The sequence below is a fragment of the Rhizobium leguminosarum bv. viciae genome (genome assembly GCF_012276115.1).
Lineage (GTDB): Bacteria > Pseudomonadota > Alphaproteobacteria > Rhizobiales > Rhizobiaceae > Rhizobium > Rhizobium leguminosarum_T.
In genome coordinates, this window is the sequence record NZ_WIEU01000014.1 from 112896 (window position 1) to 129515 (window position 16620).

The 16620-nt window shown below is 60.6% G+C and carries 14 protein-coding genes; 8 read left to right on the forward strand and 6 right to left on the reverse strand.

All coding sequences use genetic code 11. The annotated features are described in order from the left end of the window. Positions 1–61 precede the first annotated feature (61 nt). The gene (locus GFM02_RS23075) at positions 62–1741 is read right to left on the reverse strand and encodes a formate--tetrahydrofolate ligase (RefSeq protein WP_168306967.1); all 1680 of its coding nucleotides are present in this window, start codon (positions 1739–1741) and stop codon (positions 62–64) included. Between the two features lie 195 nt (positions 1742–1936). Beyond that, the gene (locus GFM02_RS23080; protein WP_168322907.1) at positions 1937–3616 is read right to left on the reverse strand and encodes a hypothetical protein; all 1680 of its coding nucleotides are present in this window, start codon (positions 3614–3616) and stop codon (positions 1937–1939) included. Positions 3617–4093: 477 nt separating this feature from the next. On the opposite strand from GFM02_RS23080, the gene GFM02_RS23085 reads away from it, so the two are divergent. After that, on the forward strand, positions 4094–4819 hold the full coding sequence (locus tag GFM02_RS23085; protein ID WP_168322908.1) for a helix-turn-helix transcriptional regulator: 726 nt from the start codon (positions 4094–4096) through the stop codon (positions 4817–4819). Between the two features lie 46 nt (positions 4820–4865). Next, positions 4866–5327, forward strand: coding sequence for a PAS domain-containing protein (locus GFM02_RS23090; RefSeq protein WP_017961526.1), 462 nt, complete (start codon positions 4866–4868; stop codon positions 5325–5327). 11 nt (positions 5328–5338) lie between these two features. On the opposite strand, the gene GFM02_RS23095 is transcribed toward GFM02_RS23090, so the two are convergent. The 3 genes from GFM02_RS23095 to GFM02_RS23105 all read right to left on the reverse strand — a co-directional run bounded on the left by GFM02_RS23095 (position 5339) and on the right by GFM02_RS23105 (position 8362). Beyond that, positions 5339–6469 (reverse strand): DUF2333 family protein, encoded by a 1131-nt coding sequence (locus GFM02_RS23095; RefSeq protein WP_020051150.1) that lies wholly within the window; start codon positions 6467–6469, stop codon positions 5339–5341. 140 nt (positions 6470–6609) lie between these two features. Beyond that, positions 6610–7683, reverse strand: coding sequence for a hypothetical protein (locus tag GFM02_RS23100; protein ID WP_168322909.1), 1074 nt, complete (start codon positions 7681–7683; stop codon positions 6610–6612). 76 nt (positions 7684–7759) lie between these two features. After that, complete coding sequence (locus GFM02_RS23105) at positions 7760–8362, reverse strand: thymidine kinase (RefSeq protein ID WP_020051152.1); 603 nt, start codon at positions 8360–8362, stop codon at positions 7760–7762. 236 nt (positions 8363–8598) lie between these two features. Between GFM02_RS23105 and GFM02_RS23110 the strand changes: the two genes are divergently transcribed. The 5 genes from GFM02_RS23110 to GFM02_RS23130 all read left to right on the forward strand — a co-directional run bounded on the left by GFM02_RS23110 (position 8599) and on the right by GFM02_RS23130 (position 12737). Then, positions 8599–9555, forward strand: a complete 957-nt coding sequence (locus GFM02_RS23110; protein WP_020051153.1) for a choline ABC transporter substrate-binding protein — start codon at positions 8599–8601, stop codon at positions 9553–9555. Between the two features lie 72 nt (positions 9556–9627). Further along, positions 9628–10473 carry a choline ABC transporter permease subunit gene (gene choW, locus GFM02_RS23115; RefSeq protein WP_017961531.1) on the forward strand — a complete coding sequence of 282 codons (846 nt, stop codon included), beginning with the start codon at positions 9628–9630 and terminating at the stop codon, positions 10471–10473. Further along, the gene (gene choV, locus GFM02_RS23120; RefSeq protein ID WP_020051154.1) at positions 10470–11522 is read left to right on the forward strand and encodes a choline ABC transporter ATP-binding protein; all 1053 of its coding nucleotides are present in this window, start codon (positions 10470–10472) and stop codon (positions 11520–11522) included. Before choW ends, choV begins: the two co-directional genes overlap by 4 nt. A gap of 31 nt (positions 11523–11553) precedes the next feature. After that, positions 11554–12303 (forward strand): HugZ family protein, encoded by a 750-nt coding sequence (locus GFM02_RS23125; RefSeq protein WP_168322910.1) that lies wholly within the window; start codon positions 11554–11556, stop codon positions 12301–12303. A 116-nt stretch (positions 12304–12419) separates the two neighbouring features. Continuing rightward, positions 12420–12737, forward strand: coding sequence for an ArsR/SmtB family transcription factor (locus GFM02_RS23130; RefSeq protein ID WP_168270667.1), 318 nt, complete (start codon positions 12420–12422; stop codon positions 12735–12737). A gap of 232 nt (positions 12738–12969) precedes the next feature. Here GFM02_RS23130 and GFM02_RS23135 read toward each other — a convergent pair whose 3' ends face one another. Next, entirely contained in the window at positions 12970–14943 is a 1974-nt protein-coding gene (locus GFM02_RS23135) for a PhoX family protein (RefSeq protein ID WP_168322911.1), read from the reverse strand. Positions 14944–15232: 289 nt separating this feature from the next. On the opposite strand from GFM02_RS23135, the gene GFM02_RS23140 reads away from it, so the two are divergent. After that, positions 15233–16558 (forward strand): aspartate aminotransferase family protein, encoded by a 1326-nt coding sequence (locus GFM02_RS23140; RefSeq protein ID WP_168322912.1) that lies wholly within the window; start codon positions 15233–15235, stop codon positions 16556–16558. Positions 16559–16620: the final 62 nt, after the last annotated feature.

A 16620-nucleotide genomic window follows, 5' to 3' on the forward strand; every position in this document is an offset into this window, starting at 1 on the left:
AATTTGCTCCGCGTACTAGATTAAGCTCCAAACACTCCCCACCTCGGCAGCGCTCTGAAGATCAGAACAACCCTTCGATATAACCCTGATCGTTCAGGAAAATCCGTTCCGCCGACGGCGACTTCGGCAGGCCGGGCATTGTCATGATCTCGCCGGTGATGGCGACGACAAAGCCCGCTCCCGCCGAAAGCCGCACCTCTCGCACGGTGACGATGTGGCCTTCCGGCGCGCCGCGCAGGTTCGGATCGGTGGAGAAGGAATATTGCGTCTTCGCCATGCAGATCGGCAGCTTGCCGTAACCCTGCTCCTCCCATGTCTGTAGCTGGTCGCGCACCGCCTTGTCGGCCGTCACCTCGCCGGCGTGATAGATTTTCGAGGCGACGATCTCGATCTTCTCGAACAGCGAAAGATCGTCGCCGTAAAGCGGCTGGAATTTCGCCTGCCCGGATTCTGCCAGTTCCACCACCTTGTGCGCCAATTCCTCGATGCCGGCCGAACCCAGCGCCCAGTGACGGCAGAGGATCGCCTCGGCGCCGAGTCTCGAGACGAATTCCTTGGCCGCCGCGATCTCGGCGTCGGTATCCGAGACGAAATGGTTGATCGCCACGACGACGGGCACGCCGAAACGGCGCACATTGGCGACGTGCCGGCCAAGATTGGCACAGCCCTTCTTCAGCGCCGCGACATCCTCCGTGCCGAGATCTTCCTTCTTCACCCCGCCATTCATCTTCAGCGCCCGGACGGTCGCGACGATCACCGCCGCATCCGGCTTCAGCCCCGCCTTGCGGCACTTGATGTCGAAGAATTTTTCCGCTCCGAGATCGGCGCCGAACCCTGCTTCCGTCACCACATAGTCGCCGAGCTTCAGCGCCGTCTTCGTCGCCGTCACCGAATTGCAGCCATGGGCGATATTGGCGAAAGGCCCGCCATGCACGAAGGCCGGATTGTTCTCCAGCGTCTGCACCAGGTTCGGCTGCATCGCATCTTTCAACAGCACCGCCATGGCGCCGTCGGCCTTCAGGTCGCGCGCATGCACTGGTGTCCTGTCGAAACGATAGCCGATGATGATGTCGCCGAGGCGCTGCTCCAGATCCTTGAGGTCGGTGGCGAGGCAGAGGATCGCCATCACCTCGGAGGCGACGGTGATGTCGAACCCGCCCTGGCGCGGGAAACCGTTGGCGACGCCGCCGAGCGATGAGACCATGCTTCTGAGCGCCCGGTCGTTCATGTCCATGACCCGCCGCCAGGTGATGCGGCGGATGTCGATATTCTCTTCGTTGCCCCAGTAAATGTGGTTGTCGACCATCGCCGCCAGTAGATTGTGCGCCGATGTGATCGCATGGAAATCGCCGGTGAAATGCAGGTTGATGTCTTCCATCGGCACGACCTGCGCATAACCGCCGCCGGCCGCCCCGCCCTTGACGCCGAAGCAGGGACCGAGCGAGGCCTCGCGGATGCAGACAATGGCCTTCTTGCCGATCCTGTTCAGCCCGTCGCCAAGCCCGACGGTGGTGGTCGTCTTGCCCTCGCCCGCCGGTGTGGGATTGATCGCCGTGACGAGGATCAGCTTGCCGTCCTTCTTGCCCGCCTGCGCGGCGATGAACTCGGCGCTGACCTTCGCCTTGTCGTGACCATAGGGAGCGAGCTGCTCGACCGGAATGCCGAGCTTCGCCCCGATTTCGAAGATCGGCTTCTTGGCCGCGGCGCGCGCGATTTCGATATCGGATTTGATTGATGGCATGGATGTTTCCCCCATCCGAGCTCCGCGGGAGCGGAGTCGTTGCTTTTCTCTTCATCGAGATAGCGAAATATCGGCGGGGTGTGAATAGCGCCACGCCTTGCGGCCGCTAAACGGGCAACACGAGGCGCCTTTGGAGCTTAAACAAGCAGCAGCCCAGCGCAAAAACGCCGAGCTACGCTCTTTGGCGTCCTGAGATCAATTGACCGAAGCCGCAACAGGAACGGTCTCTGCCTCAGCTTTTCTCGGGCATCGAAGGCTTTCCTTCGCCTCCGGCCCACAGACATGCAAGCCGGGCTTTTCATCATAAGGGATGATACCATTGACGATGCCAAACTTGAGCGCCTGGGAACGAAGTATAGTCCCTCGCTCAATTGATGTCGCGAACATCATCGTCTCGTATGTCTCGGCGCTCACGCCCATCTCGTCGAAATAAGCGAAGAATCTCGTATATTCAGCCGTCGTGGGCCTGACGAGGCCGATCGAGGAATATCCGACAATCCGCGGCGTTCCGCTCATCAGGACAAGAGTACAGCTTGAAAGGCAATACGCACGGCCGGCAAAGACTTCTCCCTCGGTCGGTCCGCTTTTGGCGATGCTGGCTTTGCAACGCGGATCCAGCTTTGGACAATTCGGTAACTGCGTTCTGCCAATCGAGGTCTCCAGACCTGCAGCACGGATCATACGCCCCATCACGAATGCCGCATCCATGTCCCCGCCATTAGACTGAAGGACGATAGGCAGCTTTCTTTCGCCGAGCGTCGTCAACATCGCCTTCAGCCGAGCCGGCGTATCCGGCGTGATGTCTCCATCCGCAGAAATCCATTGCGTGCACTCTTCCCGGCAGTTGCCATTGGACATCAGGAGGAAGTCCATCGGCTGGGTTTTCGGTAGTTTCTCGCTTGTCTCTGTGGCCGCATCCTGCACGGGCGCCTGAGATAAAGGCGCCTTGGCCATCACAGGGGCTTCGGCTACCGGATGGCTGTGACAGACAGCCTCGGCCACTGCATCTGGGGCGCAGAGCGGCATGCCGGGCCACTCATTGTAGGACAACATGTCCGTGATGAGACCTGTTCGAAGTGCCTCCATAGCCGGTACGATATTGATGTTGTCAGGCGTGGCGCTCATCATCAGACCGATCACATCTTCGCTGACGCCCATTTCCTTCAAATAGGCCGTCAAAGCAGCGGTAGCCTTCTTTCCAAGTTTGGTGGAACTGCTCTGCCCCGCCACCTTGCGTCCAACCTCCTTGCGGGAGATCTCCTTTTTCTTGCCGTTCACGATCTTGTATTCGATGCGATAGGAAACACGCACCTTGTTATAGACGGTCGTGATCTGGTGGACGCCGATAAAGGCCCATTGCGACGAGACACGCGACACACCGCCCGCCAACGCCAGCGGACACGCGGAAAAACAGTATGCACCAGCCGAATAAGTGTAGCCGCCCGAGGGACCGTCCTTTGCAATAGCGGCTTCGCAGCGCGTGTCCCCAACGGGGCATCCCTTCAGCCGCGTGCCGCCGACCGCCGTTTCCAGCCCGGCCTTGCGGATCATCCGGCCCATAGCATAGGCGGCATCGACGTCGCCGCCTTCCGAACGGAAAACGACAGGCAATTTACGGCCACCGATCTTCTTGAGTATTTTTCTAAGCCGCGCGGGCGTATCGGACGTTATTCGGCCCTCCGCCGATATCCATTCCGGACAGTTTTCCCGGCAGAGGAGACTACGCACGAGGATGAAATTCATCGGCGGCTGTGCCGCCTTCTTCTCCCCGGCAGCTTGCGAGGTTGCCGCTCCGATCGGCAAGGTCAAAAGGAGAAAAACAAGTAATAATCTGGAAAATAGACACTTCACCAAAAAGGAAATTGCAAAGCGCACGATTAAATTGCCTCAGTTGTACTGAGCATACGCTTAGCAATTGGACTGACTGCCAGCAAGTCGGATTTCGCCGCCTGCTGCCATCCTTCTTATCTCTGTTCTCTCACAGCAATCAGGCTGAAACAGCGACCCGCTGCGGCCACGTTCACGCAGTTCACCTGCTCCAGCGTAAAGCGCTGCAGGTAAACCAGTCCACCGCCTTTGCGCCCGTGCCGGAGAGAGCCGAGTCCTCCCCCGAAACTCTCCCAAGTGATTCTCTCCTTGCCGGCTGCGCGAGGCCATTGCTGTGCCGCCATGAAAGAACTCAACGATACCGCAACGCTATTTTTGCAAGTCGAAACTCAACCGACGCGCGCACTACAGTGGCTAATTTTTCACAATTCGAATGAATCGGCTTGCGTTAGGTCAATTGGGGCTAGCATCCCGCCGATTTTCTGTGTTTGATAGCGGTAACATGAGGCTGCCGGGGGCGTACAAATGTCTTACATGACTACCTCTGAAAGACAGTCATTGCTTTCGGCAGAACTTTCGACCGCACGAACGCGCAGCCTGTTTGCGCAGGCGCTTGGCAGGGTCTCCACAGCCTTCGGATTATCGCATGCAATATTGATGCACGCCCCCTCCCCGGAAGACCTTCTCTTGAAACCCCTGCTGATCGAGAGCTCGCTTCCGACCGCCTATGTCAGGGATTTCGACCGTGCCCACATGATGCGCGACTGCCCTTTCGGCGTAAGACTGAGGAAGTCTGCCGTACCGCCGGCCTGGCACCTCAACGACGCCTCCAATGGTCAGGCCTTCTCTGCTGAACTGCGTGCCCTGATGCTGCGCCATGCCATACCGGCAGGCGTTGCCATGCCGACCATTGCAGCCGACGGCCAGCGCCTGGTCTTCTGGTTCTGCGGCGAGCGCGCCGCACTCGGCCAGAGCGAAATCAACGAGCTGGCAATGATCGTTCTCCATGCACTGGATGCATACAATGCAGTCAAACGCAACGAGGAATGCGCGCATAACGCGCTGTCGACTCGTGAACTAGAAGTTGTGCGCTGGACTGCCCAAGGCAAGACCTCGATCGAAATCGGTCAGATCCTGACGCTCTCGGACCATACTGTGAACGCCTATATGACGAACGCGATCAAAAAACTCGATTGCGTCAACCGGACCCAGTTGGTAGCTAAGGCAATTCGATTGAAGCTGATCAACTGAGGAATCAGAAGAGAGTCGGCACGTCGTCCCGTGATCTGGGGGAATCGTGCCTCTTCACTTCGAACAGCCCGTTATTGACAAGACAGAACAATCACGCGCCCACATCGGCATCACCGATGCGGAAGTCGTCCAGATGCTTGCTGCCTATCGTCTTTTCGGCTTCTGGCGCATCGACATAGAGACAGGACATTTCTTTGCAAGCGAGGATGTCCACGCAATCTTCGGCCTCTCCTACAGCGACGGCCCTGTCAACCTGACAGAGCTGATGTCGCGCATCCACGAGGAGGACCGCAGCCTGATCGCCCAAACTTTCGAGGAGGCGAGCCGTCACGGCGTCGGCTTCCATTTCGTTTATCGCGTCGACAACCGGCTTGGCGGCTACAAGCTGGTGCGCAGCGTCGGCCGCTTCCGAAACGATGAAAGCGGCGGCGGCATCGTCGGCATCACCTATGAATTCGTCGAGAAACTGCGCGTCGTCGGCTTCGAGGACAACACGATACCCCGCTGACTCCGGACGTTTTAGCGGTCGAGCACCGAGCGGATCTCGACGAGGTTCGAGCGCACCCTCAGAATATAGAAGCCCATGGTGGCGAGATGGCTCGGCATGATCCAGCCATCCTCGCGCCCGTTCGAGATGATCGCCGGCTGGATGCGCAGTGCGGCCTGGAACTGCCGCGTCGTTCCGCCCCAGATCGCACCGAGATTACGTTCCTGCACCACCTGCGAGAAATCCGCCTGCGCGGCGGCAAGGATGGCGTAGTAAGCATAGAGCTGGCCATAGGCGAACCAGAACCGGTCGTCGGCGCGGGTATCGAACCAGCCGCGGTTGTGGTTTTCCGAGCGCTCGGCGAGCATATCGGAGGTGCCGCCGAGATCGTTGGCGATGCGGTCGATGAACTGCATCAGATTGTCGGCGCGGCCGTCGAAAACGACGTTGCAGAGGGCGAGATCGGTGTTGAACTTGCGCAGCTTTTCGATCGCCGAGCGGTAATAGGAGGGCGTCGGTGTCTTCGGCCCGAAGGGGTTGAGGCCGAAATACCAGCTGTTTTCGTCGAACTGCAGATTGCCGCGCGCGCTCTGCAGGTCGTTGTTAATGCCCGACGTGCCGCGCACACGCCCGAGCGTATCGACAAGCTCCGCCGAAGTCCGCCGCACCGCCTGGTTGATACCGCGCTGGAAAGAGGCCTTGTTGTCGAGGAAGGGCGTATGATCCCAGTCGACGCCGAAAAAGCCCATCTTGTAGAGCAGCATGGAGGAGATCCATGCGTTCTGGTTGACATTGAAATCGGTCAGATCAGCCGCGACGTCGACGATCGCCGAGCGCTGGCAGGTCTTCGGTGCCGTCGCAGCGGTACCGTCGGCCGCCGGCACGTCCTGTCCGGCCGCGACCTTGCGCTCCGAAAGCCGGTACTGGTCCACGAAGGCGGGGTTGAAATTCGTCCAGACCTGCGTCTGCCAGAAGAAATAGCCGTAGAGCCCGACAAGCAGAACCACGGCTGCGATCACCGGCAGCCGGATCATCCAGCTCCGGCGCTGATACCAGCCGTGCGCGGCAAGAAAGGGCCAAAAGGCCCAGGCGGAAAACAGGCGGGCCCAGCGGCCGATCGTCTGGCCGATCAGCCTGAAAAAACCGGCTATCCGGTCAAGCATCGTCGTCTCCTGTCAGGCGAGGCGAACATCGGGACATTGCCGCCCGCTGCATCCCACATATGCGCTCGATGGGCCGAGCACAACACGAGCCCTTCGATTTTTCGGAATGAAAGCATTGCGCAAGAGGGGTGCCCTGCTGGTCAGGAGCGCGGGAAAGGCAGGCTGAAACGGAAAGACCTGCGCGCCGTGTCGATCAGAGGCGCTCCCGATGTTTCCGGCGGCGATTCGGCATAGGTCGGAAACCTTCTGGCGAGCTCGATATCGGCGCGGCTCTTGCGCCGCTCCAGATCCTGGGCGACCAGCATGCCCTTCTCAAACAGCCTGATCGGTGCGGCGATATCGGGAAAGAGTTCCGGCTTGATCCTCACCTTCATGCCTGGCCGATCGGTATCGACCTGCGCCTGGTAGATGATCAGCCGCTCTTCCACGTCGATCAGCAGCTTGCGCAGCAGCGCGTTGCAGGCGGCGATCCGGCCGTTCAGCGAATCGACAAAGGCCTGGAACAGGCCGATGAAGCGCTCACGCCTCTGGCTGTCGTCGCGCATCTCGTGCTCTCCGGCGGAAATCCGCTCGACCTCCGCCTTCAGCGCCCGCCGCTCCGCCTCCATCTGCTCCCAATGCGCCCTGTTGCCATAGACGCCGATACGGCCCTGCGTCGTCAGCGCCTTGGCATTGAGCTCCTTCATCTTGAGGCGGGCGATATCGATGGAAACAACCAGCCGGCGCCGCTGCTCGACGATATCGACAAGGCCGAGTTCGGCGGCCTTGTGCCGTTCGGTGAGCGCGGCGCGCTGGCCGGCAATCAGTCCCGCGAGCGCATCCGATTTCGTCAAAAGGTCGAGCAGCCGCTCGATGACGGGCGCTTCGCGCACACGTTCGGTATACATGCGCCACATCCGTTGGCGCGACACCCAGCCGGCCATCTTCTCACGCAGCGTCAACCCCCGGAAACTGTCGAGATCGGCCGAAACCTCGGCCGTCAACCGATCGAGGCAAAAGACCAGCTCGGCCAGTTGGGCGTCGAGCGCCGCAGCATCGGCGATATGGGCCTGGAAGCGGGTATTCTGCTCGAGGAAGACCTCGTCGGCCGATCGTGTTTCGTCGCCGCTGAAGGCGCCGATCGCGGCCACGCAATAGGCTCCCTCGGCCACAATCCTTTCGGCAAGGCTGCCTGCGGCTTCATACTGGCTGTCGAATGGCGGGGGTTTGCGCACCAAGCCTCTCCAGGGAATCTCCTGCCCGCAAGCTAGCCGCTTGCGACGCCAAAGAAAACAGGCAGCGTCGCCGGCTTCAGACGGGCTCGGCGATCCAGGTACCGTTCATCGCGTCGTCCCAGTGCCTGCGGCAGAGCGAGACATATTTCTCGTTGCCGCCGACATCGATCTGGGCGCCTTCGTGCAATACTTTTCCTTCCGCGTCGAGCCGCACAACCATCGTCGCCTTGCGTCCGCAATGGCAGATCGTGCGCACCTCGCGCATTTCGTCGGCGATCGCCAGCAGTTCCTGCGAGGCCGGAAACAGCTTGCCCTGGAAATCGGTTCTTAGCCCGTAGACCATCACAGGGATGCCGAGCCTGTCGACGATGCGGGCAAGCTGCCAGACATGGACAGGCGTCATAAAATGCGCCTCGTCGACGAAGATGCAGGAAATCGGCGCTCCTTCGCCGCTCAGCGTCGCGACCAACCGGAACAGATCCTCCTGCGGCTCGAAGGGAATGGCGCTCGCCTCCAAGCCGATCCGCGAGCCGATGACGCCTCGGCCCGCGCGCTCGTCGAAGGCGGCGATCAGCTGCACCGTGCGCATGCCGCGCTCCTGGTAATTATAGGAGGCCTGCAGCAGCATCGTCGACTTGCCGGCGTTCATCGTCGAGTAGTTGAAATAGAGTTTTGCCATCCGATTTCTCCTTGATCGGCTTATTGAAAGCTCGGAATGGCAAAGAAAAGCCCTGGGTGAGCGATAATCACAGGAATCCGGCTCGAAAACCGCGAAACGCCCCGAAAACAAGGCACTGCCAAAAAAACCGCGGACGTCGCAATCGCATGGGTCGATACGGCGCAAACGCACTGAGGTCGCTTGTCAAACTCGGTTAATGATGGTTGGCTTGGGAACTTAAAGACTGGGAGTCTAAAATGAAAACAACAAGCACGTTCAAACTCGTTACCGCAACTGCCGTCGCCGCCCTCTCCGTTGCGACCGCCGCCTTCGCTGCCGATCCCGACAGCTGCTCCACCGTTCGTTTCTCGGACGTCGGCTGGACGGATATCACCGCCACCACCGCCACCGCATCCGTCGTCCTGAAGAGCATCGGCTATCAGACCGACGTCAAGGTTCTCTCGGTGCCGGTCACCTATACCTCGCTGAAGAACAAGGACATCGATGTCTTCCTCGGCAACTGGATGGAGACGCAGGAGAAGGACGTCCGTCCCTATCTCGACGACAAGTCGGTCGAATCCTTCGGCCCAAACCTCGTCGGCGCCAAGTACACGCTCGCAACCAACGCCAAGGGTGCTGAACTCGGCATCAAGGACTTCAAGGATATCGCCGCTCACAAGGACGATCTCGACGGCAAGATCTACGGCATCGAGCCCGGCAATGACGGCAACCGCCTCGTCATGGACATGATCGAGAAGGACGAGTTCGGCCTGAAGGATATGGAAGTCGTCGAGTCATCCGAACAGGGCATGCTCGCCCAGGTCGCCCGTGCCGACAAATCGGGCAAACCCGTTGTCTTCCTCGGCTGGGCACCCCATCCGATGAACACCAACTTCAAGCTGACCTACCTCACAGGCGGCGACAACGTCTTTGGTCCTGACTTCGGCGGCGCCAAGGTCTTCACCAATGTCCGTGCCGGTTATCTCGAAGAATGCCCGAATGTCGGCATGATGTTGAAGAACCTGAAGTTCTCCCTCGACATGGAAAACCAGATCATGGGCAAGATCCTCAACGACGGCAAGGAGCCGGAAGCTGCGGCTTCTGAATGGCTGAAGGCGAACCCCGCAGCGCTCGAGCCCTGGCTTGCGGGCGTCAAGACTCGCGACGGCAGCGGCGAAGCCCTCGCGGCCGCCAAGACCGGCCTCGGCCTCTGATGATATGAACGGGGCGGCTCGCCGCCCCGTTTCATTTTTGTCCGATTGTTGTTTTTCTGGATAGGCGCGCCCTTGAATTGGATCACCGAATTTAAGATTCCCGTTGGCCCCTGGGCCAAATCCTTTGTGGATTGGCTGACCTCGAACGGCGAATGGTTCTTCAACCAGATCGCCTTCCTGCTGTCGAGCGCCATTGACGGCCTGCTCTTCGTGCTGCAGAAGCCTCATCCGCTGATCGTCATCGCTGCCATCACCGCCATCGCCTTTTGGCTGCGCCGGTCGATCGCGGTTGCCGTCTTCACCTGTCTCGGGCTGCTGCTGATCGTGAACCAGGACTATTGGAAGGAAACGACGGAGACGCTCGCCCTCGTGCTCGCCGCCACCTTCGTCTGTATGGTGATCGGTATTCCGCTCGGCATTGCCGCCGCCCGCCGCCCTTGGGTCTACGCTGCCATGCGCCCGGTGCTCGATCTCATGCAGACCATACCGACTTTCGTCTATCTGATCCCGGCGCTCATCCTATTCGGCCTCGGCATGGTGCCAGGGCTGATCGCGACCGTCATCTTCGCAATTCCTGCCCCGATCCGGCTGACGCGTCTCGGCATCATCTCAACGCCGCCGTCCCTCGTCGAAGCCGCCGTGGCTTTCGGCGCGACGCCGATACAGGTGCTGCGCAAGATCGAGCTTCCCTTCGCCACGCCGCAGATCATGGCGGGTCTCACTCAGACCATCATGCTGTCGCTGTCGATGGTCGTCATCGCCGCCCTTGTCGGCGCTCCAGGGCTTGGCGTGCCCGTCGTCCGTGCGCTGAACACTGTCAATATCGCCAAGGGCTTCGAGGCGGGCTTCTGCATCGTCATCCTGGCAATCATTCTCGACCGGATGTTCCGCACCGCGGGTGAAGGAGGCGCTGCATGACCGCGGTAAGCTTTAACAATGTCAGCATCGTCTTTGGCGATCGGCCGGAAACCGCGCTTGCCATGGTCGACCAGGGCAAAACACGCGACGAGATCGGCGCCGCCACCGGTCTGGTGCTCGGCGTGGCCAACGCCTCGCTGACGATCGAGGAAGGCGAGATCCTGGTGCTGATGGGTCTTTCCGGCTCCGGCAAGTCGACGCTGCTGCGCGCCGTCAACGGGCTCGCTCCCGTGGTGCGTGGCGATGTCGCGGTCTCGGCGGCCACCGGCCCCGTCAACCCCTATAGATGCAATGCCAAGGCGCTACGCGAGCTGCGCACCCACACCGTCTCCATGGTGTTCCAGCAATTCGCCCTCCTGCCCTGGCGCACAGTCGCCGACAATGTCGGCTTCGGTCTCGAGCTCGCCGGCATGCCGGAAGCCGAACGCAAGCTCCGCGTCGGCGAACAGCTTGAACTCGTCAACCTGACGAAATGGGCCGATCGCAAGGTCAACGAGCTTTCCGGCGGCATGCAGCAGCGTGTCGGGCTCGCCCGCGCCTTTGCCACCGGCGCCCCGATCCTGCTCATGGACGAGCCGTTCTCGGCGCTCGACCCATTGATCCGCACCCGCCTGCAGGATGAACTCCTGGAGTTCCAGCGGCGGCTGAAAAAGACCATCCTCTTCGTCAGCCACGATCTCGACGAGGCCTTCCGCATCGGCAATCGCATTGCCATCATGGAGAGCGGCCGCATCATCCAGTGCGGGACGCCGCACGATATCGTCAAGAACCCCGCCGACCAGTATGTCGCTGATTTCGTGCAGAACCTCAATCCGATCAACATGCTGACGGCAGCCGACGTTATGCAGCCAGGCCTCGGCCAGACTGCCGCCGGCATGAGCGTCAGCGCCACGGCCCGCGCCGCGACCCCGCTCATCGATATTCTCGATGCCCTTGCCCGCCAGCCGGGCAGTATCGGCATCGTCGAGAACGGCGCGATCGTCGGCACCATCTCGGCTCAGGATATCGTTGCCGGCCTCACCCGCCATCGCCGCAAGGAGGAAGCTTGATGTTTTCCATCCGCTTTGTCACAAAGCGGATATGAAAGATCAGCCCTCGCCCTTACGCGAAACCGACGACGATGCCCGCAAGCTCGCCCGCGTGCTTCTGCGCTCCGCACGGCACGCGGCGATTGCCGTTCTCACCCCCGAGACCGGTTTCCCCTTCGCCAGCCGCGTGCTCGTCGCCACCGATATCGACGGCAGCCCCGTCATCCTGGTTTCTCGGCTGTCGGCCCATACCAGGGCGCTCGCCAGAGACCCGCGCGCCTCCCTCCTGACTGGCGAGCCCGGCAAGGGCGATCCCCTCGCCTATCCCCGTCTGACGACCCAATGCCTGGCAGAACCCGTCGAGCGCAGCAACCCATTCTACGAGCGTATCCGCACGCGTTTTCTCGCCCGCCATACCAAGGCGACGCATTATATCGACTTTCCTGATTTCCTGTTCTTCCGTCTCAAGCCGGAACAGGCCAGCCTCAATGGCGGCTTCGGCCGCGCCTACCAGCTGGATGGGAATGATCTCGTAATCCAGTCAGCGGCGAATGAGGCGATCGCCGCTAAGGCGGCAGAGACAGTGCGAGATTTAGTAGAACGCCATCCCGATGTCGCCGAAGCCCTCGTTATCAGGCTAAAGGCGCCAGAATCGGGTCCCTGGCGCATTTGTGGTATCGATTCCTCAGGTTTTGACATGATTTCCGGCGACTTGCTGCTGCGATACGAGTTCGAAACCCTCGCGGTGGATGCCGATCACATTTGTTCAAACATGACTAAAATAGCATACTCGATACCTTAAATTTAGGTATATACAATCTTCGAGCCTAGTTGGTAGGCTTTTGGTGTCAGTCAAAATCCCGGCTGGCGCCCTGCGCCAACACGCTTGATGTACGTTTCGCATTAGGAAGATAACATATGGAAACCTCTGATTTGGCCGATCACACGACCGTGGCGGCAGCTTTATTGTCGGCCATGGCCAATCCGAAGAGATTGCTGATCCTGTGTAGCCTCGTGAAGGGCGAAGTGGCCGTCGGCGTGCTTGCGACGCAGGTCGGGCTCAGCCAGTCGGCTCTCTCGCAGCACCTGTCGAAACTGCGCGCTCAAAAGCTGGTCAAGACCCGCCGGGACGCACAAACCATTTATTATTCGAGCACCTCCGAGCCGGTCATCAAAATTCTGGCAACGCTCGAAGACATCTACCTCGTGCAGAACCGGAATAGATCCGCCGCCTGATGATAGCGCTGACATGAGTGTCGGCCGATGCCATGCTGCAAGGGTATGTTCCCGGAGGCTCGGCACCGATATTTCAGCACGTGAACCTTATGACACGACCGGCAAATTTGCGATTTGCCGGTCGTACTTTTAGAATGATGGCCGATCGCGCCGGAGCGCCCGTCCCGCTATCGATCTTTTGTTTTGGTGCATTCCAGACGTAAAACCGCCGCGCAGTTTTGGCGGTATCGCTTTAACTGCCGACCACACCGTTATCGGAGCGGGTCAGCACCACCAACGCCGGGCGGGCGGGCATGCCGGGCTTGAAGTCGGGCCAGCTGGTGCCGGCATCCTCCATCGAAGTCGCATCCTCGTTGTCGGCCATCCGCAATTCGCCCGGATGCTGAACCGAGAGGAAGACGCTGCTGCCATCCGCAGTGAACGTCGGCGAACAGGTTTCCGAACCGACGGGCGCAATATAGAACAGCTTCGGCAGTGCCCGGCCCGGGCCCTCGGTATCCATCACATAGACGGAATCGGCAATGCCTTCCGGTGGCGGGCCATCGGTAGTGACCCAGAGGCGTCCGGCCGGATCGACCGCGAGATTGTCAGGGTCTGTGAACCAGCCGGAGGAGGTCGTCGCCGGATGGAACATCGCCTGATCCTCGGCCTTGGCAGGGTCGCCGCAGAGAATGAAGACGTCCCACTTGAAGCTCTCGGCGGCATAATCCGGCTTTTCAGGACCACCAGGTGCTGCGAGTTCCAGCAGGTGGCCATGCGGATTGGGGCCGCGCGGATTGGCAATGTTGACCATCTCCGTCTCGTCATCGCCCTCCCCCTTTGGCAGCCGATCTTCGTTCTCCGTCATGGCGACATAAAGCTTGCCGGTGCCGAGATGCGGGATGAAGCCTTCCGGTCCGTCCATCGGCGTGGCGCCGACGAGATCGGCGGCGGTGCGCGTCGCCAGCACGACGTCGGCCTGGCTTTTGAAGCCGGCTTCCGCGCTCAACGGCCCCTCGCCGGCAATGAGCGGGATCCAGCGCATCGTGCCGTCGCTTTCGAACTTGGCGACATCAAGCGTGCCGTGGTCGAGCAGGTCCTTGTTGGCGGCGCGGTCGTTCGGGTTCCAGGGATCGCGGGTGACGAAGCGGTAGATATATTCGAAGTCGTCGTCGTCGCCCATGAAGACCACCACGCGGCCGTCAGGGGCGACGCAACACTGAGCGCCCTCATGCGTCATGCGGCCGAGCGAGGTGCGCTTGACCGGCTTTGCAGAGGGATCGAGCGGGTCGATCTCGACCACCCAGTCGAAACGCATCCATTCGTTCGGCTCTTCCTCGAACTTGAAGCGCGGCTCGATTCGGCTGACGGAATAGATATCGTTCTCGTCCTCGTCCCAGCCCTGGCGCTCGACCAGCCCCTGGTTCGGCAATTTCTTGTAATCGCCGGCGAAGACATCCATCGCGCCTTCCTCGCCTGAAAGCATCGTGCCCCAGGGCGTGATGCCGCCGTTGCAATTCGAGATCGTGCCGAAGACGACGGTGCCGGTCGGATCGGCCTTGGTCTTCAGACGGTCGTCGCCGGCGGCGGGACCGGAGATGTCGATTTCGGTGCTCATGTGGACGCGGCGATTGTATTTGCCGTCCTTGACGATCGCCCATTTGCCGTCCGTCTTCTTCACTTCGAAGATCGAGACACCGAGGGCAGCCATGATGGCGCGGATCTGGTTATCCGTCAGCTTCTCGCGATAGTTTTCGTCCGTCAGGCCGGGAAACATCAGGAAAGGCGTTGCATATTCATGGCTGACCACCATCAGCCCATGGTTGGAACTCTTCTCGCCCCAGGGCAGCGGCAGAAACTGCGTGAAGTCGTTGTTGTAGCCGAACTGTCGCTCGGCCGCCTTACCATCAAGCGTCGCGATATCGAATTCCGGGCTGTCGGCAAACAGTGCATCACCCCAGCGCGCCAGGATCTGGCGCTCATAGCCCTCCGGCCAGTGGTCGGCGGTATCGCGCACGCGCCTGAGTTCCGGAAATGTCAGGCTGGAGCCGGCAGCCTCGGCATGCGCGGTTCCGAGCGCCGGCGAAAGTGCCGCAGCGCCCATCGCTGCGAGAAAGCCCTTGAGCACGCTGCGGCGGCGAACGCCCTCTTCGAGAATGGCGCCGTAACTTGGCGCGAATGCATGGCGCCGCGTGGGGCGCGCCCTTGTCTTCTGGCGGTCAGACATCAGTATCTCCGATCGAAATATCTTTTGATTTCAGTGAATTGATGAAATGCAATTACGCCCTGCGAGCCATCGGTTTTTGTAACAAGCCGAGGCGAAGGATTGATGACGGGCGGCCTGCAGTGCCTGACCCTGGATATTCCGGATCGAGCGATGCAAGTTGAGCCTCCCGTCAGGAGGGGCTCTGGGGACTTTTCCCGTTGACGCCTTGGGAAGCCCTGATAATTTGACCGGCAGTAAAAATATGGGCGTGAAGCCCCGGAAAAGGGCCGTCGGCGGCCAGGAGAACAGCATGTCCAATCGCCTCAATGCACCGAACGATCTTCGCGCCTTCTGGATGCCGTTTACGGCAAATCGCCAGTTCAAGAAGGAGCCGCGTTTGTTCGTCGGCGCCAAGGACATGTACTATACGACCCATGACGGCCGTCAGGTGCTGGACGGCACGGCTGGCCTTTGGTGCGTCAATGCCGGCCACTGCCGCCCGAAGATCACCGAGGCGATCCGCGAGCAGGCCGGCGAACTCGATTACGCGCCGGCCTTCCAGCTCGGCCACCCCAAGGCCTTCGAACTGGCGAACCGCCTGGTCGACATTGCCCCGGAAGGCCTGAACCACGTTCTCTATACCAACTCCGGTTCCGAATCCGTCGAGACCGCGCTCAAGGTGGCGCTCGCCTATCACCGCGTGAAGGGCAATGGATCACGCTTTCGCCTGATCGGCCGCGAGCGTGGCTATCACGGCGTCAATTTCGGCGGCATCTCCGTCGGCGGCATCGTCACCAACCGCAAGATGTTCGGCACGCTTCTGACCGGCGTCGACCACATGCCCCACACCCACCAGCCCGGCAAGAACAGCTTTACCCGCGGCGAGCCCGAGCATGGCGGCGACATCGCCACCGAGCTCGAGCGTATCGTCACCCTGCATGACGCCTCGACCGTCGCCGCCGTCATCGTCGAGCCGGTGGCGGGCTCCACCGGCGTCTTGATCCCACCGAAGGGCTACCTGCAGAAGCTGCGCGAGATCTGCACCAAACACGGCATCCTTCTGATCTTCGACGAGGTCATCACCGGCTTCGGTCGCCTCGGCGCCCCCTTTGCCGCGCAATATTACGACGTCAAGCCCGACATGATCACCGCCGCCAAGGGACTGACCAACGGCGTCATTCCGATGGGAGCCGTCTTCGTCACTTCCGAGATTCATGATGCCTTCATGAACGGCCCGGAACACATGATCGAGTTCTTCCACGGCTACACCTATTCCGGCAACCCGATTGCCTCCGCCGCAGCACTCGCGACGCTCGACACCTACAAGGAAGAGGGGCTGCTGACACGCGCCGCCGAGCTTTCCGACTATTGGGCCGACGCGCTGCATTCGCTGAAGGATTGCCCCAATGTCATAGACATCAGGAACACCGGCCTGATTGGCGCGATCGAACTCGACCCCATCGCCGGCGAGCCCACCAAGCGCGCCTTCACCGCTTTCCTGAAAGCCTATGAAAGCGGCCTGCTGATCCGCACCACCGGCGATATCATCGCACTCTCCCCGCCGCTGATCATCGAGAAGCACCATATCGACGAGCTCTTCGGCAAGCTGCGGACCATCCTGCAGAACAACATCTGAGAAAGCTCTGAAGGCTTCCGGCATCACGGCCTGCGGCGGGGCTAAGTCCACGCAGGCCTTTT

Coding starts and splice junctions, on each gene's coding strand:
- GFM02_RS23110 (WP_020051153.1), top strand. CDS start 8,599: ATGAAAACAACAAGCACGTTCAAACTCGTTACCGCAACTGCCGTCGCC.
- GFM02_RS23135 (WP_168322911.1), bottom strand. CDS start 14,943: ATGTCTGACCGCCAGAAGACAAGGGCGCGCCCCACGCGGCGCCATGCA.
- GFM02_RS23095 (WP_020051150.1), bottom strand. CDS start 6,469: ATGCTTGACCGGATAGCCGGTTTTTTCAGGCTGATCGGCCAGACGATC.
- GFM02_RS23085 (WP_168322908.1), top strand. CDS start 4,094: ATGTCTTACATGACTACCTCTGAAAGACAGTCATTGCTTTCGGCAGAA.
- GFM02_RS23105 (WP_020051152.1), bottom strand. CDS start 8,362: ATGGCAAAACTCTATTTCAACTACTCGACGATGAACGCCGGCAAGTCG.
- GFM02_RS23125 (WP_168322910.1), top strand. CDS start 11,554: ATGAAAGATCAGCCCTCGCCCTTACGCGAAACCGACGACGATGCCCGC.
- GFM02_RS23140 (WP_168322912.1), top strand. CDS start 15,233: ATGTCCAATCGCCTCAATGCACCGAACGATCTTCGCGCCTTCTGGATG.
- GFM02_RS23075 (WP_168306967.1), bottom strand. CDS start 1,741: ATGCCATCAATCAAATCCGATATCGAAATCGCGCGCGCCGCGGCCAAG.
- choV (WP_020051154.1), top strand. CDS start 10,470: ATGACCGCGGTAAGCTTTAACAATGTCAGCATCGTCTTTGGCGATCGG.
- GFM02_RS23130 (WP_168270667.1), top strand. CDS start 12,420: ATGGAAACCTCTGATTTGGCCGATCACACGACCGTGGCGGCAGCTTTA.